Origin of the sequence: Arthrobacter sp. NPDC057388 (assembly GCF_042668165.1) — a bacterium.
Lineage (GTDB): Bacteria > Actinomycetota > Actinomycetes > Actinomycetales > Micrococcaceae > Arthrobacter.
In genome coordinates this window covers 28,636-52,478 of record NZ_JBHVBL010000026.1, presented here as the reverse complement: position 1 = coordinate 52,478, position 23,843 = coordinate 28,636, and the positions used below count along the sequence as shown (strand labels likewise).

Annotated in this window: 14 protein-coding genes; 3 read left to right on the top strand and 11 right to left on the bottom strand. The window is 66.5% G+C overall.

Annotated elements, in window-relative coordinates; all coding sequences use genetic code 11:
* Positions 1–40: 40 nt before the first annotated feature.
* From ACFUTU_RS13590 to ACFUTU_RS13575, 4 genes are all read right to left on the bottom strand, one after another.
* Positions 41–1,243, bottom strand: a complete 1,203-nt coding sequence (locus ACFUTU_RS13590; RefSeq protein ID WP_377965074.1) for a glycerate kinase — start codon at positions 1,241–1,243, stop codon at positions 41–43.
* 1 nt (position 1,244) lies between these two features.
* Positions 1,245–2,690, bottom strand: coding sequence for a C4-dicarboxylate transporter DctA (dctA, locus tag ACFUTU_RS13585; RefSeq protein ID WP_377965072.1), 1,446 nt, complete (start codon positions 2,688–2,690; stop codon positions 1,245–1,247).
* 204 nt (positions 2,691–2,894) lie between these two features.
* Positions 2,895–3,992 carry a tartrate dehydrogenase gene (locus ACFUTU_RS13580; RefSeq protein WP_377965070.1) on the bottom strand — a complete coding sequence of 366 codons (1,098 nt, stop codon included), beginning with the start codon at positions 3,990–3,992 and terminating at the stop codon, positions 2,895–2,897.
* A 135-nt stretch (positions 3,993–4,127) separates the two neighbouring features.
* Entirely contained in the window at positions 4,128–5,033 is a 906-nt protein-coding gene (locus tag ACFUTU_RS13575; RefSeq protein WP_377965068.1) for a LysR family transcriptional regulator, read from the bottom strand.
* Positions 5,034–5,239: 206 nt separating this feature from the next.
* On the opposite strand from ACFUTU_RS13575, the gene ACFUTU_RS13570 reads away from it, so the two are divergent.
* A complete protein-coding gene (locus ACFUTU_RS13570; RefSeq protein WP_377965066.1) occupies positions 5,240–5,716 on the top strand; it encodes a cyclase in 477 nt (158 codons plus the stop codon).
* Positions 5,717–5,725: 9 nt separating this feature from the next.
* On the opposite strand, the gene ACFUTU_RS13565 is transcribed toward ACFUTU_RS13570, so the two are convergent.
* The 7 genes from ACFUTU_RS13565 to ACFUTU_RS13535 form a co-directional block, all read right to left on the bottom strand.
* Positions 5,726–8,860, bottom strand: coding sequence for an efflux RND transporter permease subunit (locus ACFUTU_RS13565; RefSeq protein ID WP_377965064.1), 3,135 nt, complete (start codon positions 8,858–8,860; stop codon positions 5,726–5,728).
* Position 8,861: 1 nt separating this feature from the next.
* The gene (locus tag ACFUTU_RS13560) at positions 8,862–9,317 is read right to left on the bottom strand and encodes a hypothetical protein (RefSeq protein WP_377965062.1); all 456 of its coding nucleotides are present in this window, start codon (positions 9,315–9,317) and stop codon (positions 8,862–8,864) included.
* 15 nt (positions 9,318–9,332) lie between these two features.
* Positions 9,333–12,500, bottom strand: coding sequence for an efflux RND transporter permease subunit (locus ACFUTU_RS13555; protein ID WP_377965060.1), 3,168 nt, complete (start codon positions 12,498–12,500; stop codon positions 9,333–9,335).
* A 328-nt stretch (positions 12,501–12,828) separates the two neighbouring features.
* On the bottom strand, positions 12,829–13,947 hold the full coding sequence (locus tag ACFUTU_RS13550; RefSeq protein WP_377965058.1) for an aminotransferase class V-fold PLP-dependent enzyme: 1,119 nt from the start codon (positions 13,945–13,947) through the stop codon (positions 12,829–12,831).
* Positions 13,948–13,974: 27 nt separating this feature from the next.
* On the bottom strand, positions 13,975–14,451 hold the full coding sequence (locus ACFUTU_RS13545; RefSeq protein WP_377965056.1) for a hypothetical protein: 477 nt from the start codon (positions 14,449–14,451) through the stop codon (positions 13,975–13,977).
* Between the two features lie 103 nt (positions 14,452–14,554).
* Positions 14,555–16,231, bottom strand: a complete 1,677-nt coding sequence (gene mctP / locus ACFUTU_RS13540; protein WP_377965054.1) for a monocarboxylate uptake permease MctP — start codon at positions 16,229–16,231, stop codon at positions 14,555–14,557.
* Positions 16,228–16,599, bottom strand: coding sequence for a DUF3311 domain-containing protein (locus ACFUTU_RS13535; RefSeq protein ID WP_377965052.1), 372 nt, complete (start codon positions 16,597–16,599; stop codon positions 16,228–16,230). Before ACFUTU_RS13535 ends, mctP begins: the two co-directional genes overlap by 4 nt.
* Positions 16,600–16,932: 333 nt before the next feature.
* Between ACFUTU_RS13535 and ACFUTU_RS13530 the strand changes: the two genes are divergently transcribed.
* On the top strand, positions 16,933–22,872 hold the full coding sequence (locus tag ACFUTU_RS13530; protein WP_377965050.1) for an Ig-like domain-containing protein: 5,940 nt from the start codon (positions 16,933–16,935) through the stop codon (positions 22,870–22,872).
* 334 nt (positions 22,873–23,206) lie between these two features.
* Positions 23,207–23,689 carry a DUF3592 domain-containing protein gene (locus tag ACFUTU_RS13525; protein WP_377965048.1) on the top strand — a complete coding sequence of 161 codons (483 nt, stop codon included), beginning with the start codon at positions 23,207–23,209 and terminating at the stop codon, positions 23,687–23,689.
* The last annotated feature ends 154 nt before the right edge of the window (positions 23,690–23,843 follow it).

Sequence of the window (23,843 nt, the reverse complement as noted above, 5' to 3'; positions counted from 1 at the left end):
GGAAAGGCCCCGCCGCAGCGGGGCCTTTCTTTGCATCTGGCTACTGGAAGCCGGCCGCTATGTCCTGCCCGATTTCACGGAGCAGCGCCGCGGACAGCGCCGGATCCCGGGCCGAGTCCCGGTCCGTGTACTCGGCCAGTGCATAGACCCGGGCCACAGCCATTTCGGACCAGCGTTCCCTAGGGAGCAGGGACCTGCCTGCCACCGCGATGACCGGGCGGGTGCCCGACCGCCGGGCGACGGCGGCCGGGAGCTTGCCGGCCAGGGTCTGTTCATCAATGCTGCCCTCGCCGGTGATGATGACGTCGCAGCCGTCCTTGCGGGTATCGAAGTCCAGCAGGTCCAGGAAGTAGTCGGCACCGGAGACCTGCGTTGCGCCCAGCAGCAGGCAGGCGAAACCGAGGCCCCCTGCGCTTCCCGCGCCCTCGTGCCCTGCGAGCGCCCTGGCGTCGGTCATTCCCGCGTTTTCCATTGCGGCGATGAGGTTCTCCAGGCCGGCGTCCAGGACCGCGATCTGGCGGGGGCCGGCTCCCTTTTGCGGACCAAACACCGCGGGTGCGCCGCCCGGGCCGGTCAGCGGGTTGTGGACGTCGCTCGCCACTACCAGCTCGACGCCGGCAAGGCCCGGGAAGGGCGGACGCCGGACAGAGCGGATCCTCGCCAGGTCCCGTCCGCTGCCGGAGAGTTGAGCACCGTCCGCATCCTGGAAGCGGTAACCCATGGCGGCGAGCATGCCCATTCCGCCGTCGGTGCTGGAACTGCCGCCGAGGGCCAGGACTACCTTGGCCGGCTTCAGGCTGAGCGCGAAGGCCACCGCTTCGCCGAACCCGCGGCTGGACGCGTCCAGCGGTTCCAGTTGTCCGTCCCGGAGGAGGGCCAGACCACAGGTGTTCGCTACCTCCACGACTGCCGTGACGCCGTCGAACGCTATGTCCGCCCGGACCGGCCGCCCCGTGGGGCCGGCGACGGTGACGCTGTGGCGGGTGAAGCCGGAGGCGACGGCGGCGTCGACGCTGCCGTCACCCCCGTCCGCCAGGGGAAGGAGCTCGCAGTACACCGTCCCGGCTCCGGCGGACAGCTCTGCGGAGCGGAGCCCGGCTGCCAGGGCACCGGCCACCTCAGCCGCGGTGAGGCTGCCTTTGAACTTGTCAGGCGCGATCAGGGCCCGCACGGTCTTCGGCGCGGCGGTCTCCAGGACAGTGGTCTGCAAGACAGTGGTCTCCAGGGCGGCGGGGTTGGTCATGTCAGAGGGATTCCGAGTAGGCGGGGCGGCGGTCGGTGGCGGAAGAAGGATCCGCCTGGTGCTTTGGTCCGTGGTGGCCGTAGGAGGCCAGGTCGCCGTCGAGATCGGAGACGTCGTCCACATGGACCGGATCTTCACTGGCCAGCGGCTCCACGCTTTCCCCGGCAAAGACGCGGCGGACGCGGTCGGCGTCGAGGGTGCGGTCCCACCAGGCGATGAAGAGGGTGGCCACGGCGTTGCCGGTGAAGTTCACCAGGGCGCGGCACTCGGACATGAACTTGTCGATGCCGAAGATGAGCATGATGCCGGCCGCCGGGATGGTGCCGATGGTGGTCAGGGTGGCGGTGAGGGCAATGAAGCCGCCGCCGGCGACGCCCGCCGCGCCCTTGGAGGTGAGCAGCATGACGGCGAGCAGGCCCAATTGCTGGCCGATGGTCAGGTTCGTGTTAGTTGCCTGGGCAATGTAGAGGGCCGCAAGTGAAAGATAGATGGCGGCGCCGTCCAGGTTAAAGCTGTAGCCGGTGGGGACCACCAGGCCCACGGTTTCCTTCTTCACACCGGCATGCTCCAGCTTGCGCATCAGGCCCGGAAGGGCGGGTTCGGCGGTGGAGGTGCCCAGGATGAGCATGTACTCCTCTTTGAAGTGCCGGATCATCGTGAAGATGTTCAGCTTGAGGAACGCCATGATCGATCCGAGCACAACCACCACGAAGAGGATGGAGGTGGCGTAGAACAGCGCGATCAGGCCGCCCATGCTGGTCAGGGAGGAGACACCGAACTTGCCCACCGCATAGGCCATGGCACCGAATGCGCCCACGGGGGCAGCCTTCATGATGAAGCCCAGGATCTTGAACATCACTCCGGTGAGACGCTGCACGCCGTCCAGCACGGGGGCGCCAACCTTGCCCATGGCGTTCAGGGCGATGCCGAACACCACGGCGATGAAGATGATCTGCAGGATGTCCCCTTCAACGAAGGGCGCCACCACACTGTTGGGGATGATGTGGGTCAGGAACTGCCACCACTCCTGGTGCTGGCCGGCGTCGATGAGCTTGGCCGCGGACTCGGACGTCTTGATGGCGCTCGCATCCGCGTTGACACCCTCACCCAGGCGGAAGATGTTGATGGCCACCAGGCCGAAGGCCATGGCACAGATGGTGCCGATCTGGAAGTACGTGAGGGCCTTCAGGCCGGTCATCCCCACCTTTTTCAGGTCGGCCACGCTGGCGATGCCGCCCACGATGGTCAGGAACACGATCGGGCCGATGAGCATCTTCATCGCGTTGACGAACGTGGTACCGATGGGTTCCATGGCGATACCGGCAGCCGGCGCCAGCCAGCCGAGCAGGATGCCAAAGACAATGGCTGTCAGTACCCAGAAATACAGCTGCCTGTACCAACGTGTTTTGCGGGCCGGGATCGCCTGGCCGGGGGTGGTGTGGTCCATGATTCCTACCTCATTGTGGAACGCGGTGGTCCCTTCCCGACACTCGCATGCTCGTGTCGGGACCCTCGGGACGCCGCTTATGGCTAAGGGGCTTACGACGGCGGCCGGCTGGCCGCCCGCGGAGGTCCCGTCCCAACGTCCGCAAGCTCGCGTCGGGACCCTCGGGACGCCGCTTGGGACGGGTCCTCCGTGGAAAAGTTGGAACTAGACCGCCGCCGGGGCGAGTGTCAGTGCCTTGATAATGGCCTCGGTGACGTCCTCGGTATCGGAGTTGCCGCCGACGTCGCGGGTCAGGTGGCCGGCGCCGGTGGCTGCTTCGATGGCGGCCTCCACGCGGCGGGCTTCCTCGTGCAGGCCGAAGTGGTCCAGCATGAGCGCGGCGCTGGCGATGGCACCGATCGGGTTGCTGATGCCCTGGCCGGCGATGTCCGGGGCCGAGCCGTGGACCGGTTCGAACATGGAGGGGAAGCGGCGTTCCGGGTTCAGGTTGGCGCTCGCCGCCAGACCGAGGCTGCCGGCCAGGGCGGAGCCGAGGTCGGAAAGGATGTCTGCGTTGAGGTTGGAGGCGACGACTACGGACAGGTCCTCCGGCTTGAGGATGAACTTGGCGCTCATGGCGTCCACCAGGACACTTTCGGTCTGCACGTCCGGGTAGTCGAGGGCCACACGGTTGAACACTTCGTCCCAGAGGACCATGCCGTACTGCTGGGCATTGGACTTGGTCACCGAGGAAACCTTCTTCACGGTACGGGTGCGGGCGAGATCGAAGGCAAACCGCATGATGCGCTCGCAGCCCTTTTCGGTGAACAGTGCGGTCTGCAGGGCCACCTCGTTGCCGGGTCCGCGGCCGCTGAGGTTCCGGCCGCCGAGGCCTGCGTATTCGCCTTCACTGTTCTCGCGGACCACGATCCAGTCAAGCTCGGTGTTGTCCGCCTTGCGGAGTGGGGACTCGATGCCGGGCAGGAACTTGACGGGGCGGATGTTGGCCCACTGGTCGAAGTTCTGCGTGATGTTCAGGCGCAGGCCCCACAGGCTGATGTGGTCCGGGACGTTTTCCCAGCCGACGGCGCCGAAGTAGATGGCGTCAAAGTCCTTGAGGGCGTCCAGGCCTTTGGGGTCCATCATCTGGCCGGTCTTCTCGTAGTAGCCGCAGCCCCAGGGGAACTCGGTCCACTCGAAGGCGAACCTGCCGCTGGACTCCTTGGCCAGGGCATCCAGGACGCGGCGGCCGGCGGCCACGACTTCCTTGCCCACGCCGTCGGCGGGGATTGCGGCGATGCTGAATTTCTGGGCGGCGCTCATGGCGTTCCTCCTCGTTGAGTGTGTTGGCAGTGCGTTCCTGTTGTCGGGGTCACACTGTTTTCTTCCTCTTCAAGTAGAGGCCACACGGCCACACCGCGTCTAAGACCAAGATTCAATCCGGCAAATAGGCTCAGCCTATGATTGCTGCGCCGCCTCCTGTGCCGCGTACCGCTCCGCAACTTTGAGGAACGCAGCCGCCGCCGGCGTCAGGCCGTCCTTCCTGCTCAGGATGGCCACATCCAGGTGGGAAACGGGTTCAATCCGGGCCGTGCGGAGCCCCGCCTTCCGGGCAGTCGGCGCCCACGAGGACGGCATGACGGCGTGCCCCACGCCTGCCAGCACCAGGGGCAGGATCGAGGTCCGGTGGGCGGCCTCGACGACGATCTCGACTTTGACGCCGTGGGCCAGGGCGTCGTCCACGAGCCAGCGCATCAGTGATCCGCGCTGGCTGGCGATCAGCCGGTGGCCGCCCAGATCCTCGCGCTTCAGGGTGGCTCCCTCGGGGAAGGTGTCCGCCTGCGGGTTGACGATGAGGATCAAGGGCTGGCGCTCAAGGTCGAGCACGTTGACGCCCGGGACCCGGATCGGCGTGGACGAGCCGGCCAGGCCGATTTCGGTGCTGCCCGCGCGGACCGACTCGATGACTTCCTCCGGCGTGAAGGCGGCACCGACGTTGAGGCGGACCTCCGGATGCTGCCGGGTGTAGGCGGCGATCATCGACGTGAGCGGCTCGATGCCGGGGGAGGGCATGGTGATGATGTCCAGCCGGCCGCTCCGGAGGCCGCGCAGTGCCTGCACCGCGGACTGGGCGACATCCAGGTCCCGCATCACCAGGCGGGCCGGACCGACAAGTTCCTTGCCGGCTTCGCTGAGGACTGCCCGCCGGCCGATGCGGTGGAACAGGGGGACGCCCAGGTCCTTCTCCAGGCTGGCGATGGTCTGGGACAGGGAGGGCTGGGCGATCAGCAGGTGTTCGGCGGCACGGTTGAAGCCGTCATGGTCCACGACGGCCAGAAAATACTTCAGCTTTCGGGTGTCCACGCCGGCTCCTTCATCCGTTGTGCTGACTGCCCGGACACGGCAGTGCAGGCTGCAGCGCGCGGGAGTGGAGTTTTTGTACAGATACCGCGGGTTCCAGACCCCTTTGCGGCCTTATCTGTACAAAAACTCCACCCCGGAAAGGTCCAGGGGCACTGATAGCCTACGCCTATCAGCGCTCTTCGGGATTCTGCTGGCATACTCTGGGCATGGCTGTCACCTTCGTCTGCACCACCCGCACCTCCATGGCGATGACCGAACTGTTTGACCTGTCCCGAAGCATTGACGCGCACAAGGACTCGATGGCCCGGTCCCGCGAGAAAGCCGTCTCGGGTGTCACCTCCGGGCTTATCTCCCTCGGGGAGGAGGTGACATGGCGCGCCTGGCACTTCGGGCTGCCGGTGCAGATGACCAGCCGGATTACCCGGATGCGGGCGCCGCACTGCTTCGTCGACGAACAGGTCAGGGGACCGTTCCGCTGCTTCCGCCACGTCCACGAGTTCAGCACGGATTCGAACGGAACCGTCATGGTGGACCGGATCGAGTTCGCGGCGCCGCTCGGGCTCCTGGGCCGCCTGGCCGAGAAACTCTTCCTGGCGCGCTACCTCCGCAGCCTCATCGAGACGCGCAACCGGCACCTGACCGCCGGGCACGTCGTGGGTGGGGCGCCCGGCGGCCGCGCGTAAGCAGGTCCGCTACTGGATTGCCGGTTCCAGTTCCGCCGCCCTCCTGGCTTTCCTCGACCGGGCGAACCTCAGATAGAGCGAGGGCACGATGAACAGGTTGAGCAGCGTGGAGGTCAGGAGTCCTCCGAGGATGACCACGGCCATCGGGTATTCGATCTCATGTCCCGGCACGTCCCCCATGACCACCAGCGGCACGAGGGCAAGCCCGGTGGCGAGCGTGGTCATGAGGATGGGGGAGAGCCGTTCACCGGCGCCGCGCAGCACGAGTGCGCCGCTGAATGGAACCCCCTCGACCCTTTCCAGGTGCTGGCAGTGGCTGATGAGCAGGATGCCGTTCCGGGCCGCGATGCCCATGACCGTCAGGAACCCCACGAGCGAGCCCAGCGACAGGACGCCGCCGGTGAAGTAAGCGGCCAGGACTCCTCCCACGAGCGCGATGGGCAGGGTCAGGAGCGCCAGGATAGCCAGCCGCCAGCTCCGGAACGAGGCCTGCAGCAGCACCAGGATCACAATCAGCGCTGCGACGGCAAAAATCGCCAGGCGTTCTGTGGCCTGCTGCCGCTCGGTGTACTCCCCGAGGAGCTGGACGCTGTAGCCGGCAGGCAGTTTCAGGGCTTCCAGGCGTTCCTGCACCTGTGAGACCACGCGGCCAAGGTCGGCCCCGGCGTCGATGAAGGACCCGACCTCGACCCTGCGGGATCCGTTGGTCCGGTCGATGAGGTTCGGCGTGGGCTGGACGCTGACTGAGGCGACGTCGGCAAGGCGCACGCGCTGCCCGCCTGGCGTGTCAATGGGCAGGTTCTGGACGGTGGTGACGCTGGTCCTGGTCTCCGGTGTGCTCCATACCTGGACGTCGTAGGCCCGCCCGTCCCGGAAGACGTCGCCCACTTCCTCGCCGGCCATCAGCGTTGCAGCAGCGCGGCGGACGTCGCCGGGCTTAAGGCCGTACTTCTCCGCCGCCGCGAGGTTCACTTTGACGGTGATCTGCGGGACGTCGACTTCCAGTGAGATATGGGGCTCGTCGGTCCCATTAACATCGGTGAGGAGCTGCTTGACCCGTTGCGCCTGCTCGCGCAGCACGTTCAGGTCGTCGCCGTAAATCCGGACGAGGATCGGTTCGCTGGCACCTGTCAGGACCTCTTCAATCCTCTCCTTCAGGTACGTCTGCACGTCGCGGTGCAGGCCCGGGTACCCGTCGACGACCTCCTGGACTGCCGCGACCGTCTGCTCATAGTTGGCATGGCGGTCAATGCTGATCCAGTGCTCGCCGGCATTGACGCCGACAATTTCGTCCGCCTGGAAGGCCTGGCCGATGTGCGTCCCGCAGTTGAGTACGCCCGGTACCTTGAGGAACGCCGCGCAGCCCCGCTGGGCTATGCGGTATTCCTCTGCCGCCGAGGTGCCAGGCTCCGATACCCAGTGCATCAGGAAGTCGCGTTCCTTGAACGTGGGGAACAGGGACTGCCCGAGCAGGGGTGCGATCAGCACACCCGCAATGGCGAGCGCCCCGAAGCCGGCGTAGCCGTAGCGCGGCCGGTTCATGGTGCGGGACAGGACGGCATGGTAGGCACGCTTGAGCACCCTCACCAAGGGCGGGTCGAGTTGCTCCAGCCTGGCCCGGGCCAACAGGATCAGGGCAAGGGCAGGGGTGACTGTCAGCGCCACGAGCATCGAGGCCAGCACCGCGAGCGTGTAGGAGACGGCAAGCGGCCGGAAGAACACCCCAGTGAGCCCGTCCAGGAAAAAGATGGGCAGGGCGGCCACCACGATGATGATTGTGGCGTAGACGATAGGGCTCCGCATTTCCAGCGACGCCTTCAGGACCACGGACGCCGTCGATTCACCGCCACCGTAACCCCGGTGCAGCCGCAGGCGGCGCATGATGTTTTCGACGTCGATGATCGCGTCGTCGACGACGACCCCCACGGCGATGACCAAACCGGCCAGCACCATGGTATTGACGGAACTGCCGGTGAGGTACAGCACCATCACGGCGGTGAGAAGGGACAGCGGAATGGCGATCAGGCTGATGAGCGCCGTGCGCCACTGGAACAGGAACGCGCTGAGGATCATGACCACCAGCAGGCAGCCCAAAAGGAGCGCGAGGCTGAGGTTGGAAATGGCCTCCTCAATGAAGCTCGCCGGGCGGAAGATGGTCGTGTCGAAGTTGATTCCGCTCAGACCCGGCTGGAGTTCGTGCAGGGCCTCCTCAACACCCCTGGTCACGTCCAGTGTGTTGCCCCAGGGGAGCTTCTCCACAATGAGCATCAGTCCATGGCCGTTGTTGATGACCGCATCACCGATCAGCGGCTGATGGTCCTCAACAACCCGCGCGACATCGCCCAGGTGCAGCGCAGTGCCGTGGTCTTCACGGATCGTCACCCTGGCCAGGTCCGCGGGGCTGGTGATCGGCTGGACGTGCCGGATGCTCATTCGCTGGTTGGGGCTGTCAACGAAGCCGCCGGTGCCAATGAATTTCCCGGGCGAGTACTGAAGCAGCCCGGCGTCCACAGCCCCGGCCGTCACCTCCATGACCTGGTTAAGCGAGACATTCCGGGCCTTGAGCTTCTCGGGCTGGACCTGGACCTGAAGCATCTGGAGCCGCTCGCCCCAGATGGCCACGTTGGCCACCCCCGGAACCCGGAGCAGCCGGGCCCGGATGGTCCAGTAGGACAGCATGGACATCTCGATCATGGACCGGTTGGCGGACGTCATGCCGATTTTCATGACACGGCTGGTGGAGGACAGCGGCTGCAGCATCACCGGCGGCGCAGCCCAGGTGGGCAGCGCCGCCGTCACCGCCGCCATCCGCTCGGACACCTGCTGGCGTGCGTTGAGCAGGTCCGTTCCCTGTTTGAAGATCAGGATGATCGAGGACAGCTGGGGAACGGACTTCGACCTCAGCTCGTCCAGTCCCGGCATCCCGGACAGGGACGCCTCGATTGGCACAGAGACGAGTTCCTCCACCTCCTGGGCCGTAAGCCCAAGGCACGCAGTCTGGATCTCAACCTGCGGGGGCGCGAATTCCGGAAAGACATCCAAGGACGCCTTGCTGAGCTGGACGGAACCCAGCAGCATGACCACACAGGCGAGGGCGACCACAATCGTCCTGAACCTGAGGCTGATTCCTACGATCCAGCGCATGTCAGCTCGCCACATCCAGTTCAGCGCCGAAGAGCTCTTCGGCCCCCGTGGTGACCACGGGGGTGCCCGGCGCCGGACCGTTGCTCAGCGTGGCCGTGGCACCGTCGATCCGCTCCACCGTGATGGACTGGCGGACGTAGACGCGAGGGGCGGGGATCGTGTAAACCCAGGTCTTCCCGTCGCTGTCGTAGAGGATCGCCAGGTAGGGGACCACGAGTTTGCCGCTCTTGGGATCCCGTGACGTCGTCGAGGTTTGGAGTCCGATGTTCTCGGCGGCGTGTTCGTTCAGCGTAATGCGCTTCAGGTCGGTCCCCGGAACCTCTTCAAGGCTCGCGGCGACGTCTCCTGCTGCCACCGGCTCCGCGGCGAGCTGGCTGCAGGCCGGCAATGCCGGTGTCAGCAGACCCAGGACGGTAAGAACCATCAGGCCGCGCATCCGCGGCGAGGTTGTTGTCATGATGCATCCCGGCTTTCAGGCGCCCGTCCGGGCTTCCATCGCTTCGGTTGGTGCCGTTGCTGTTGATGCCTGGCCGTAATCGAAGCGGATCAGGATGGCCGGCAGCACAAACAGGGCGAAGAGAGTGGTTGTCAGCAGGCCGCCCCAGAGAATGATGGCGACCGGCTGAATGATCTCCGTGCCCGTCACTCCACCCAGGAGAACCAGCGGAAGAAGGGCGACGGCGGTGATCACCGCGGACCCGAGCGTGGGCCTGAGCCTGTCCCGGGCAGCGCGAATGACAATCCAGCCTGCACGGGCTGTGCTGCTGTCCGCCCCGCCGGCGTCCCTGGCGCGGAGGCTTCGGACCTCCCGGGCGAGCAGGAGGCAGTTGCGGACCGCAATACCCAGAACTGCCGAGAAGGCGACAAACGCCGCCAGGTAGTTGGCTCCTCCGTCAGCCAATGCGGCAAGAACGCCGCCTGACAAGGAAGCGAGCAACCCAATGAAGACGGCCGCTGCGATCCGCCATCCGCCCAGTGCAGTTTGCAGCAGCACCAGGATGCCGAAGGCGGCAACCCCGGTCAGGAGCCACAGCCACTGGATGCTGGATTGCTGCTGCGCATACTGGGTGAGGATCTCGGCATGGTAGGCCACGGGGAACTGGATCTGCTGCAGCGCCTTGTCGATGTCCTGCTGGACCTCGGCCAATCCGCGCCCCTGGATGTCGGCCTTCACATCCACGCGCCGCGACGTGTCGTCGTGCAGAATGACGGCGTCGTTGGGCACGATGCTGACGTCGGCGACGTCGCCGAGACGGATATGCCCGCCTTTGGGCGTGTCGATCAGGAGCTCACGGACACTGGTGAGGCTGTTCCTGGTGGACGGCTCACCCTTGACGACCACGGAGAAGACTTTCTGCTGTTCATAGACGTTGCCCACTTCGATGCCCTGCAGCAGGGCAGCCGCAGCGCGGCGGACGTCGCCGGGTATGACGCCGGCCTTCTGTGCCGCCGCCAGATCGACCTTGACCTGCACGGTGGGCTGTTCGACGGGAGCCTCGACACGGGGATTCACGATCCCGGCGGTGTGCGCCAGGACCTGCCGCACCTCCTCGGCCTTCGCGCGGAGGATGGGCATGTCAACGCCGTAGACCCGGACGCCAAACGCGGAATCGGCGGCCGCCCGGATCTGGTCGATTTTTTGTTGCGGGTAGGTCGACACAGTTGCCCGCATGCCCGGGTAACCTGCCACCACTCTCTGCACATCGTCCACGGTGCTGGTGTAGGAGGCATCCTTGGCCACACCCACCCACAGCTCTCCGGAACTTACGTCGCCCACCTGGTCAGAGGTGACCGCACGGCCAACCTCGGAGGCGACGCTGGCAACACCAGGCACCGAGCGCAGCTCACCGGCGGCCGCATTGGTGATCCTGACCATCTCCTCATCGGAGGTGCCCGGCGCAGCACTCCACTGGACCACCAGCGTGTTGTCTGCCAGGACCGGCACCACCGGGCTGCCGGGCACCAGCTGCGGCGCCAGCGCCAGGGCGGCGAGCGCCACGGCTGCCGTCGCGGCAAAAACGGCGACGGGCCTGCCGGGCCGGCCGGACAGGGCACGCCCGTACCGGATCCGCAGGCGCTGCATGGTCTGGCCCTCACGCCCACGCGGCGCGGCCGCCGGAGGCAGCAGAAACACCAGGGCCGCCGTGACTGTCAGGGCCACGGCCATGGCAACCGCCAGGGCGAGCAGGTAGCTGAGTACCAGGGGGCCGAACATGGCGCCGTTTTCACCGGGGACAAAGAGCAGTGGCAGCACGCTGAGGGCCATGATCAGCAGGGAGTAGAACAGGGACGCGCGGACCGGCCGCAGGGCCCCGGCAACAAGGGTGCTCCTGGCATCCCCGGTGCCGGCCTCCCGTGCAGCACGGTATGCCCGGGCGGTGCCGTTCAGGTCTTCCAGCACATCGCCGATGATGACGGCGAGGGCCAGTACCATGCCGGTGAAGACCATGGTGTTCAGGCCGGCACCGCGCACCGAGAGCAGCACGGCGGCCGCAATGAGTGACAACGGGATGCTGATCAGGCTGATGAGGGCGCTCCGCCAGGACCTGAAAACCAGTCCGGTCGCCACTGCGACCAGCAGCAGCGTGGCGAGCAAGGCCACGGCCAGGGTTCCCGTTTCCTGCTCCACGAACGATTCCTGCCGGTAGACCGTGGTGTCGACCGTCACGCCGGGCAGCCCGGCCTGGAGCTCGCGCATGGTCTCGTCGAGCCCGCGGGTAACGTCAGCGGTGTTGGTCTCCGGGAACTTCTCCACCACCAGCAGCAGCTCGGCGTCCCGGCCGGGCTGCGCGTCACCGATCAGTGGCTGGTGGTCGGTCTGGACCTTGGCGACGTCCCCAAGAAGCAGTTTGTCAGAGCTGCCCTGCACGCTGATCCTGCCCAGGTCCTGTGGTGTGGTGATGGGCAGGACGTGCTGGACGCCCAGCCGCTGATGCCCCGTTTCCAGGAAACCGCCCGTGCCCGGGGTTGAGGCCTCAAGATAGCTCAGCGGGGACACCCACACGGAGTTGCCGGTTGTCCTGATGACCTGGTCCAGCGTCACCCCCTTGGCTTCCAGCTGCTTGGGGTCCACCAGCACCTGCAGCTGCTGATCGCGCTGGCCCCAGATGGAAATATTGGCCACACCGGGAACGGCCAGGAGTGCCGGCTTCATGGTCCACCGCGCCAGCACGGACATGTCGATGGGGGACATGTCAGTGGATGTCAGTTTGATCATCATGACGCGGCTGGTGGAGGACAGCGGCTGCATGAGGACAGGGGCTGCCGACACATTGGGCAGCGCCCGTGCCTGGGTGAGGCGTTCGGCCACCAGCTGGCGTGCCCGGAACATGTCGGTACCGGGTTGGAACACAAGCTGCACGGAGGACAGGCCGGGAAGCGACTTGGAACGGATCGCCTCCACCCATGCGACGCCGTTCAGCAGGTCGGCTTCCATGGGGGACGTGACAAGCTGTTCGACTTCGGCGGCGGAGAGCCCGAGGGCCTCGGTCTGTATTTCGACCTGGGGCGGCGCAAACTCGGGGAAGGCGTCAACTGACATGGCGGGCAGTGCTGTGAAGCCATACCCGAGGACGCCGGCGGCAACAACCAGGACGAGGATCCGGAACTGCAGGACCCAGCCCAGGACGGCGCCCATCATGGCCTGTTCACCGCCGTCCTCAAGGCCGCATGCCCCAGGGGTGCCGAAAGAAGGCCCTCCGGCCGGCAACGATGCCGGTGGTTTCCGGGCACTTCATCGGGTCTTGGTGTTTCAGGACGTCCTGCGTGCGGATTCACGTTCAGATCTGCTCCGAAGCGAACGTGGAAAAACGTTACATCAGCAGAAAAAGTATTCACGGCGCGGCTCCATTGCGTTTGCCATAGCGCCCCCCAGACGTCTAGCAGAATAATGGTCCTCGGGAGGGGGCGAGTCAATGCCTTGGGCAACCTTTTTCAACGTGCCGGGGGAGGCAGCCGGGGGAAATGGTTCAGCGGCCCGCAATCAGTTCTGCGGCGCGGGTGATTTCTTCCTCGAGATTGTAGAAGTGGCACGCCAGCCGGATCCTGCCGGCCCGGACGGAGACCATTACATTCGCGCCGCGCAGCCGTGCCATGACGGCGTCCGGATCACTGACGGGAACGGAGATGATGGTGGAGCGGTGCCGTTCCGGGAAGGACCGGAAGTTCACGCCCTCCGCTTCCAGGGCGTTCTGCAGGTGGCGCACAAGCGCCGCGTTGCGTTCGAGGACGGCACCGATACCGAACCGGCGAAGGACAGCGAGCGCCGCCTGGTCCGCCAGCGCCGGAAACCAGGCCAGTGACGCGTCCAGCTTCGACGAGGTAGGTGACAGCTCCATGTCCGGGCCCACGAAACTTTCGAACGGCAACCTGGCGGCCTTCCAGCCCGGCACGATGGGCCGGAGCTGGTCTGTCAGGCCCCGCCGGACGTAGAGGTAGCCCATGCCCCGCGATCCCAGCAGAAACTTGTGGCTGGCGGTGGCCAGGAAGTCCACGCCGTCGCGCAGCACGTTGAGGGGAACAGCGCCGGCGGCCTGGCAGGCGTCAACGAAGAACCAGGCCCCCGAACCGGCGGCGATGCGCCCGATTGCCGCCAGGTCCGCCCGGTAGCCGGTGACGGGATGCACGGCACTGACAGCGATGAGGCGGGTGCCGCCGTCGGCTGCCCGGCCAAGAGCCGCGGCCGTCACCACATCCTCTTCGGCAGGCACAGTGCGCACGTCGTAGCCGCGCTCCCGCAGCAGGAGCCACGGAAAGTAGTTCGACGCAAATTCGTTCTCGGGAACCACAATGTTTTCGCCGGTACTGGCCGGCGGCATATTGGCGGCCACAATCCCCGCCGCCGTGCTGACGGCGGGGACGACGGCAATGTCTGCCGCTGTGGCTCCGATGATCTCTGCGAACATGCCGCGGGCGTCCTCACCCGCCTGCTCTGCTTCCATCCAGTCGAACTGCCCGGCGGACCAGCGCTCCAGCGCCCGCCGGTAGGCTCTCACGGCGGGGGAGCAGCCGACGCACATGGTGGCGGTGTTGAGGTAGATGGTGTCTTTGAGCCCGGGAAAAAGCCCGCGGATCCCACTGACGTCCATGGCGAAGAACCGCCCTTCATCCGTTCATTACGGTTGCGTGCAGGTGACGGTCGTTCCTCCCCGGACCAGCCGGTCGTGCACGGCGAGCAGATCGTCGTCGAACGTGCACGTGGTGCCGTCCGGAAGGGTCCGTGTCGTGGTCCCGTCGATACTGACCATCGTCGTGTCGAAGATGAGCGGGTCCAGCCAGAAACTGAAGACGCTTTGCACCCTGTGACTGCCGGCAGACGTTTCCACGGTTCCGTCGTCGTATGTGGTGGTCATCGTGGACGTTCCCGTACTGCGGAAAAGTGCCCGCCCTGTGGGGGTGTGAACCTCCAGGGTCCGCTCCTTTGAGCTGGAGCAGATGGTCAGGCCCCACTCGTCCACGGGCACGCACCACGATGACTCAACGGTCTCGACGCCTTCCGTAGCAGCGGCATTGGCCGGCAGGGCCGCAGCGGGCACCAGCATGGACGCGGCTCCGATGCTGAGGACCGTGCGCCGCAGGGATTTTCCAAACATAGTGAGACCAGCCTTTTAACGGAGCGGGCCCGGAAGCGCACAAAAGGCCGGGGTGTTCCGCCAGCATAAATCCAATTAGTGGATAAAACCAGCGTCCAAGGTCTTAAGCCACCGGCGGGGGGCCTCCCGGTTCCACGAAACGCTGCGTCCGCTCGATCTCCACAACTTTGGGGTCGGTTTCGTCGGCGCCGTAGTCGGACGGGCGGGTCGTGTCCTCTCCCTGCGGCACCTTCAGTGCACGCAGCACCAGCGTCAGTACGACGGCGACCATCATGTTGAGCGCGAACGCGGATACAGCGATGTAGACAGTGAAGTCAGTCCCGGGGACAGGGGCAATGGAGCCGCCGAAGTGGGCCTTCGTGACGGGATTGATGACGTTGTAGGCCGAGACCGTGCCGAAGGCTATGCCCACGACCCAGCCTGCCAGGAGCGCCCACCGGTCAAACCAGCGCGTATACAGGCCGGCAACCACTGCGGGGAAGGTCTGCAGAATCCAGATGCCGCCCAGCAGCTGCATGTTGATGGCCGCCGACTGGTCCATGGCGATCACGAAGATCAGCGCGCCGACCTTCACCACCAGGGAGACAATCTTGGACACCTTCGCCTCGGTTTTGGGGTCCACATTGGGCCGGAAGAAGTCGCGGTAGATGTTGCGCGTAAACATGTTCGCCGCGGCGATGGACATGATGGCAGCCGGAACGAGGGCCCCGATGGCAATGGCTGCCAGGGCCACCCCCGCGAACCATGCCGGGAAGTGGTCCAGGAACAGCTGCGGAACCACAAGCTGCGGGTTGACGGACCCGTTCAGGTCAATCGGCCTGGTGCCGGCCTTAATGGCCACGAAACCCAGCAGCGCGAGGAAACCAAGCATCAGGGAATACAGCGGCAAAATCGCCGCATTGCGCCGGATCGTGTTGCGGCCCTTTGACGCGAGCACGCCGGTGATGGAGTGCGGGTACATGAACAGCGCCATCGCCGAGCCCAGCGCCAGCGTCCAGTAGGCCGAGTAGTTCGATGCGGACGGAATGAACACGCCGGTGGGCTTGCCCGTCGCTTCGTTCACGGTGTCCAGCTTCGTCTTTGCCGCACCGAAGATCGTGTCCCACCCGCCGAATTTGATTGGCAGGTAGATGACCGCGACGATGACGGCGAGATAGATAAGCAGGTCCTTGACGACGGCGATCATCGCCGGCGCCCGCAACCCCGACGTGTAGGTGTATGCGGCCAGCACCACGAACGCCAGGATGAGCGGCAGGTCCGTCAGCAGTACATTCTCTGCGCTGCCCAGCCCGAGCACCGTGAGGACGGCCTTGATGCCCACCAGCTGCAGGGCGATGTACGGCATGGTGGCCACGATGCCCGTGACCGCGACGGCCAGGGACAGCCACCGGCTCCCGTACCGGCCGCCCACGAAATCTGCCGAAGTGACATAGCCGTGCCGGTGCGAGACGGACCAGAGCCGGCTCATGATGATGAAGATGATCGGGTAGAGGACGATGGTGTACGGCACCGCGAAGAAGCCGCTGACGGCGCCGGTGGCCCACATCGCGGCCGGCACGGCAACGAAGGTGTAGGCGGTGTACAGGTCGCCGCCGAGCAGGAACCATGTGATCCAGGTTCCGAAGCCGCGTCCGCCCAGGCCCCATTCGTCGAGGCTGTGCAGCCCCTCGGCCTCGGCGGACCGGCGCCACCGGGCCGCCATAAAGCCCATGACGGCGACTACGACGAAGAGCAGCACCACGATGATGAGGGCGACCCAGTTGATACTGCGCCCGCTCATGGCCGTTCATCCCCGTCCGCGGGCCCGTCCGGATCTGCCGGGCCGCCCTCGCGGGCCACGGCCCGCCGGCGCCGGTCTTCGGTGTTTACGAGCCAGTACGCCACGCCGCTTAGGGCCGCGGAAAGGGGAACCCAGAGCAGCTGGTACCAGTAGAAGAACGGCATGCCGCCCAGGGCCGGAGCATTGAAGGAATATGTCTGCGGCATGAGCGGAAGCAGGATCGCCAGGGAAAGCAGGACGCCGGCGATGACGTACTTCCCGCGGCGGGCGGGCCCGCGCGTTGCAGTGTTGCGGGTAGGTTGTCCGGTGCCCGGCGGAGCCCCGTGGACGGGGCGCCTTCCCGGTTCAGGACGATCTCGATGGGACACCCCACGACCTCCTTGTCAGCCCGTCTCGCGCTGCCCGGCGTTGCGGCCAGCGGTGAGGCGGAGGTTACAGATGTTGCCCTCCAGTTCCTTTGTACGCCGGTCCGATCCAGTCGGGAAGGCCCAGGCAAGGCCTGTGGCGGGGCCCCGGCAATCAACGCCCGGGCCAGGAACTGCGTATATTTGCTTGGGGCTATTCACGAGACTGGGGGACTAATGCGGCTTCGCTCATGGGCGCGCGCAAAACGACGGATGCTGGCGTCTGCGACAACGTTTTCGGCCGCAGGGCTGATGGTTGCGGCCGCAGTGGTTCACCCGGGCTTCAAAGAGACGCACGTGGACCTCAACGACGGCGGCGTGTGGGTAACCAATTCCGGGCTGAACATGGTGGGCCACCTGAACTTCCAGTCGAAAACGCTCGACGGCGGCCTCATGGCGGCCAGTTCAGACTTCGACGTCCTCCAGCACACCAGCAATGTCCTCATCTCGGACCGCGGCAACGCCTCGCTGGGCAGGGTCAAGGCCTCCACCGTCACCCTCGAAGCGCCACAGCAGCTGCCGGGATCGGCGGTCCCTGCCTTTGGGGAAAAGGCGGTGGCCCTGGCTGATCCGGCCTCGGGCAGCCTTTGGGTGGCTGAGAGCAGCATGCTCGGCTCCATCGATTTCACTTCGCAGGAACCGGTGGTGAGCGACGCCCGGGGAATCGTCGCCACCGTGGGAGTTGACGACGTCGTTCACGCCGCCGATCCTGTCCGCGGCGAGGTGACCACCCTTCACGTGAATGCCACCGGCGGAGTGGATTCCCGCAGCACCACCGCGTACGGGCAGCTCCGCAACAAGGAAAACCTCCAGGTGGCGGCAGTCGGGGACAAACCCGTGGTGTTCGACGGGGAAGGCGGATCACTTCATCTTCCCGGCGGCCGGGTGGCGAAGGTGCCGGACGCGGCCGGCGCGAAGCTGCAGAACAGCGGCCCGGCTGCGGACTTCGTCGCCGTCTCCACGAAAAGCGCCCTGATCAAGCAGCCCCTGGACGGTTCGGCCGCCACCGTCGTAGACCTCGAAGCGGCGGGAACGCCCGCCATTCCGGTCCAGCACAATGGCTGCGTCTATGCAGCCTGGTCCGGGACAGGCAAGTACCTGCGCGACTGTGCCAATGCCGCGGACAGCCGGAGGGCGGACATTCCCGGCGCGAACACCCGGTCCAACCTGGTCTTCCGGGTCAACCGGGACATCGTCGTCCTGAATGACGTCACCTCCGGCAACGTCTGGCTGGTCACCGAGAACATGAGGCTCGTGGCCAACTGGGACGAGATCATTCCGCCGCCGGATACAACGGAGGACCAGGACGAGCCTGCCGCGGACGACAGCCCGGTGGACACGCTCCCGGACCGCACCAAGGAGAACCGTCCGCCCTCCGCCGCCGATGACCAGTTCGGCGTGCGGCCGGGCCGGACCACCCTCCTGCCGGTCCTGGACAACGACTCGGACCCGGACGGGGACGTCCTCACCGTCCGGCTCCAGGGCGACAACCCTGCCGCCGGGAGCGTCCAGGCTGTGTATAACGGAACCGGCCTGCAGGTGAAGGTGCCGGCGGATGCGACCGGAACGTCGCAGTTCCAATACCTGGTCAGTGACGGCCGGGGTGGCACCGCCGGGGCCAGGGTCACCTTGACCGTTAAGGACCCCGCCGGCAACGAGCCCCCGAAGCAGAAACGCGTGCCCACCATCATCGTGGAGCAGGGCAAAAGGATCTCCCAGAACATCCTCACCGACTGGACCGACCCCGACGGCGACGACCTCCTGCTGCTCGGAGCCCGCCTCACCCGGGACGGCGACCAGGTCCGTACCCGGGCGGACGGCCTTCTGACGTTCCAGGACGTGGGCGCCACGCTGGGCAGGAAGGAAGTTGTGGTCACCGTCTCCGACGGGCGAGACCGGGTTGAGGGCGCGGTGACCGTGGACGTGCGCGCCAAGGGGGACCTTCCGCCAAAAGCCAACGCAGACCACGTCTCGGGAACCGCCGGGCAGGACATCGTGGTTGCTCCGCTGAAAAACGACAGCGACCCCACCGGTGAAGGGCTTCGCCTGACCCGGGTGCTGGGCGGTCCGGACCAGACGATCACCCCGGACTACCAGGCGGGGACCTTCACGTTCCGGGCGGCAAACGCGGGAACGTATTACCTGACATACCTCGTGACCAACGGACCGGAAAGCTCCGAGGGGCTCGTACGGATCGACGTCACTGCCGCCGGAGCCGGGCAGGGTGACCCGGTTGCCGTCGCCGACCTGGCGCTGCTGCCGATGGGCGGCGAAGTGCTGCTGGACGCCCTGGCCAATGACTCGGATCCGGCCGGGGGCGTCCTGGTCATCCAGTCCGTGGGGCTTCCCCGGAACTCGGCAGTCAGCGTCGCCGTCGTCAATCACCAGATCCTGCGCATTACCGACCTCCGCGGCCTGACCGGGCCCACCAGCCTGACCTACACGGTGTCCAACGGCGTGGCCAGCGCAACCGGACAGGTGACCATCCTGCCCATTCCGGCACCGGCAAAACTGCTGCCGCCCGTGGCCGCCCCGGACGAAATCACTGTCCGGGCGAACGACGTCGCCACCATCGCCGTCCTCGCCAACGATTCCCACCCCAACGGCGCCAAACTGAAGCTCAAGCCCGTCCTGGTGCAGGGCATCGGCTCCGGCCAGGGGCTCCTCGCCATATCCGGGGACGTGCTGCGCTTCAAGGCAGGGGCATCAGGAGGCACGGTTCATGCCATCTACGCGGTTTCCGGCCCCGACGGGCAGGAGGACTCGGCGCAGGTGACCATCCACATCCGCGGTGAGGGCACCAACTCCAGGCCGCTGCCCCAGAATGTCACCGGCCGGGTGGTGGCCGGCAACACGACGAGGATCGCCATTCCGCTGGACGGCATCGATCCCGACGGCGACTCTGTCACCCTGGTGGGGCTGGAGCAGGCACCGCGCAAGGGAACAGCCGCGGTGGGGGCGCACTATGTGGAGTACACGGCTCCGGCAAACGCCTCCGGGCAGGACACGTTCTCCTACGTGGTGGAGGACCGGTTCGGGGCGCGCTCCACAGCGCGGGTGACCGTGGGTATCGCGCCAGCCCCCGGAGCCAATCAGAGCCCCGTGGCCGTGGAAGACAGCATCACCGTTCTCCCGGGCCGCCACGTGGCCGCGGACGTGCTGGCCAACGACTCCGATCCCGATGGCGACAACGTCGCCCTGGCAGCCAACGGCCTGCAAGCCGCACCGGAGCTAAAGGCTGCGGTCGTCGACGGACGGGTGCAGCTCACCGCCCCCACGCCTTCCGGACCGACCGCCACGGCGATTGTCCGCTACGGGATCAGCGACCGCCGCGGCGGCACCGCCGTCGGAACCCTTAAAGTCCACGTCCGCAGCGACGCCGCCACACTCGCCCCCATCGCGCGGGACGACCGCGTGACCTTCGCCGAGACCCTGGGGAAGACGGTCGTCGACGTTCCCGTTCTGAAAAACGACGAAGACGCGGACGGAGTGGCCGCCGAACTGAAGATCACCTTCCCGGAGGCCGCACCCACGGCCAGCATTTCCGGCCCCGGAAGGGTCGCCGTGCGGCTGGAAAACCGGCCCCAGATCGTCGCGTACACCGTCACCGACATCGACGGGCTCAGCTCAACCGCGTTCATCCTGGTACCGGGCATGGACGGGCAGGCGCCCGCGCTGAAGAGTACGGCGCCGCTGGAAGTTGTCAGCGGCCAGCAGCTCACCATGAACCTTAAGGACCTGGTGGTGGTCCGTGCCGGCAAGAGCCCGCGCATCACCCAGGACTCCAAGGTCCAGGCAGTGGCTTCCAACGGAGCACCGCTCGTGAAGGACGCAACCACCCTCGTGTTCACTTCTGCAGACGACTACTCCGGACCGGCGGCGGTTTCGCTGGAGGTGACGGACGGCGCCAGCGCGGACGACCCCGACGGGCGGACCGCCGTACTGACGATCGGCATCACCGTCCTGCCGGACCCCGCACGCAATCATCCTCCCGCGTTCCCGTCGAGTACCCTCGACGCTGCTGTGGGGGAGGAGTCCACCCTGGATCTGCGCGAGGTGGCTTCCGACCCCGACGAAGCAGACCAGGACAGGCTCACCTTCGCCCTGGGCAAAATCCCGTCCGGCATTAGGGCCAGCCTGGACGGCGGCGTCTTCAAAGCCACCGTCGACGGCGCGTCCAAGGGAAGCAGGATCACGGTACCCGTCACCGTCTCGGACGGGCGCAGCACGCCTGTCCGGGGCTCGGTGGACGTCCGTGTGGTCGCGTCGAAGCGCCCGCTGGCCACTGCGAACGACGACATCATTGCCGGCGCGCGCGCCGGGCAATCCCAGCGCGTGCAGGTGCTGGACAACGACATCAACCCGTTCCCGGAGACGCCGCTGAAAATCCTCAGTGCCGCCGTCGAAACCGGAACGGGCACCGCAGCCGTGAACGGTGACGCCGTCACAGTGACCCCGGCCGAGAAATTCGTGGGCACGATGGTGGTGCGCTACCGGATCCAGGACAAGACCGCGGATGCCGAGCGCGAAGTTGACGGCCGCATCCGGCTCACCGTGAAGGACAAACCGGATGCGCCGTCCACGCCGACTGTCGGCGAGGTACGCGACCGCACCGTGGTGCTCAACTGGTCCCCGCCGGCCAACAACGGAGCACCCATCACCGGTTACAAAGTCAGCGGCAGCGGAGGGTTCTCGCAGCAGTGCCCCGCCACCACGTGCACGCTGGCGGGCCTGACCAATAACGTGGAGTACACGTTCACCGTTGTAGCGACCAACGAAGTGGGGGATTCGGCACCGTCCCCGGCGTCCGCACCGGCCCGGCCGGATGCGAAGCCGGACACCCCGGCGGCACCCACGCTGGTGTTCGGCGACAAGTCGCTGACCGTGAACTGGGTGGCTCCGCGCAGCCCGGGTTCTCCGGTGGAGAGCTACAACCTGGAGATCTCCCCGGCACCCCCGGCCGGAAACGTGCGGGCAAGCAGAGTCACGGGAACCTCCTACCGGTGGACGGGCCTGCAGAACGGGACACCCTACCAGGTGCGGGTCCAGGCCTCGAACAAGGCGCCTGACCCCTCGGAGTGGAGCCCCTACTCGGCGAGCACCATCCCGGCCGGCGCACCCGGCGCCCCGGGCAAGCCCGCCACCACCCGGTCCACCTCAGGCGGGGCGGAAACGATCATGGTGGTGTCGTGGGCTCCGGCGGCGGACAACGGCGCCTCCATTGACAGCTACACCGTCAACGCCCTGCAGGGCGGATCCACGGTAGCGAGCAGCACGGTGTCCGGCAGCCAGCTGAGTGTGCCCGTGACCGTAGGCAACTCCGCGACCGACTACACCTTCACAGTGGTGGCCAAAAACAAGGCCGGCACTTCCCCGGCAAGTCCGCCGTCGGACCCCCGCCGTGCTTTCGGCACCCCGGGAGCCGTCCCCGGCGTCCGCGCCGATCCGCTGGACAACGCGGTGCAGCTTTCCTTTGGTGAGGCCGCGGGCAACGGGGCGACCCCGAGCTACCAGTACCAGGTCAACGGAAGCGGCTTCATGGCAGTGCCGGCCGACAGGGTCATCCGGAGCGGCGTGCCCAACAACGGCAACTACACCATCGGGGTGCGCGCCGTGAACAGCATGGACGGAGCCACGTATGAAGGGCCGGTCACGAACTCCAACGCGGTGGCGCCCTACGGCAAACCACACGCGGCCAGCGTGAACCCCGTGACGGTCACCACGACTGTGCGGTTCGACGTCGGCGCCGTCACCAACAACGGACGCCGGGTAGTGGCGCTCGAGTACCAGTCGTCAGACGGCAAGTCGGGCACGCTGGGTGCCGGCGGAGGATCCGTCACAACGGGCAACGGGTACGACCAGGCCATCTCCATCACCGTAACCGTGGTGGATGACCTGGGCCAGCGCACCGCCGTCTCGGCAAGCGGCAGAACCGCTCCGGCGAAGTACCTGACGGTGGACAACGGCACGGCGAGCCCCGGCACCTGCGAATGGCCCACGAACGGCACCTCCGCCCCGGACACGGCCGCGAACTGCGCGGCCGGCGGCGGAACCTTCGTGGCCCAGGGCACCAGGGTGCAGGTCCAGTGCGTCACCACCGGCGCCGCGTACACCATCTACGACGGCGCGACCGGCCGCCCCACCGGGAGTACCAGCAACGTCTGGTACAAGGTGATCAACGACCTTTGGATCCGCCCCACGGACGGACCCGTGGACTCGGGCGTACCGGCCTGCTGATGACTGCACAGGTTCCTTTCCCCGCCGACCGGCCCGCGCACGGCCTTGACTACTGGCTGTCGCCGGAACTGGCCCGGGTCAGTCCGGCGACAGCCCCTACGCGGCTGCGGCAACTTGCCGACGCCCAGGGCAGCCTGGCTGCGGCCAGCGGGCGCGGCAGTCCTTCCGGCGACGCATCCGTGCGAACCCTGGGCTCCGCAAGGCTGTGGAAGACGACCTCGCCTCTTGGCGCGCCCCCTACGGTGACGCAAGCTATGGCCCGCTCTGAACGGAGTGACAGCCGAGGGAGGCCGGTTGGCCGGTCTCTCACCCGCTATCAGAAAGAATGGACGCCGTGACTTCCCCGGATACCGCCGCACCCCGAAAACTTCAGACCCTTTGGGCCAGCCTTGGAGGCTTCGCGTTCGTCGCCGTTTTACTCCTGGCCGGACCCGTGATGATCGGGATCGGATCCTCGATGACGGACTCGGATGGGGAACTGGCTCGCACCGGGACCCGGGTCACCGGCACCATCGTTGACTTCGACGACGTCCGAAAGGCGTCGAACCGGGACCTCACGGTGGAGTATATGTCGGCTGACGGCGTAAGCCGCCGCACCTTTGCAAATGTGGATCACGAGCAGCACCCCACGGTCGGTGACGATGTCACCGTGATCTACAGCGATTCGAATCCTGGAAAGGCAGTCGTGGTGGGCTACGAACGCGACGGCGTTTCCGTTCGCGGCATCGGCACCCTTTTCACGCTTGTATTCACCATTCCCTTGGGCCTGGCCCTGATCACCAAGAAGCTCAGGAAGCGCCGGAAAGAGCGGACGTAATACGTAACGGAACCGGTTTTTCTGGTCCGGCCCAAATACCTCCATAGGCCCAAATACCTCCATCGGCAAGGTGCCGCAGTCCGGCACTCGCGTGGATGGAATGCCGCAACGCGGGGTTCAAGGCGTAAAAAAGCCCCGGGATCCAGTGGATTCC

Excerpts from the sequence above, each read along its gene's own strand:
- ACFUTU_RS13590 (WP_377965074.1), bottom strand. The coding sequence starts at position 1,243 with ATGACCAACCCCGCCGCCCTGGAGACCACTGTCTTGCAGACCACTGTC.
- dctA (WP_377965072.1), bottom strand. The coding sequence starts at position 2,690 with ATGGACCACACCACCCCCGGCCAGGCGATCCCGGCCCGCAAAACACGT.
- ACFUTU_RS13580 (WP_377965070.1), bottom strand. The coding sequence starts at position 3,992 with ATGAGCGCCGCCCAGAAATTCAGCATCGCCGCAATCCCCGCCGACGGC.
- ACFUTU_RS13570 (WP_377965066.1), top strand. The coding sequence starts at position 5,240 with ATGGCTGTCACCTTCGTCTGCACCACCCGCACCTCCATGGCGATGACC.
- ACFUTU_RS13565 (WP_377965064.1), bottom strand. The coding sequence starts at position 8,860 with ATGCGCTGGATCGTAGGAATCAGCCTCAGGTTCAGGACGATTGTGGTC.
- ACFUTU_RS13560 (WP_377965062.1), bottom strand. The coding sequence starts at position 9,317 with ATGACAACAACCTCGCCGCGGATGCGCGGCCTGATGGTTCTTACCGTC.
- ACFUTU_RS13555 (WP_377965060.1), bottom strand. The coding sequence starts at position 12,500 with ATGATGGGCGCCGTCCTGGGCTGGGTCCTGCAGTTCCGGATCCTCGTC.
- ACFUTU_RS13550 (WP_377965058.1), bottom strand. The coding sequence starts at position 13,947 with ATGGACGTCAGTGGGATCCGCGGGCTTTTTCCCGGGCTCAAAGACACC.
- ACFUTU_RS13545 (WP_377965056.1), bottom strand. The coding sequence starts at position 14,451 with ATGTTTGGAAAATCCCTGCGGCGCACGGTCCTCAGCATCGGAGCCGCG.
- mctP (WP_377965054.1), bottom strand. The coding sequence starts at position 16,231 with ATGAGCGGGCGCAGTATCAACTGGGTCGCCCTCATCATCGTGGTGCTG.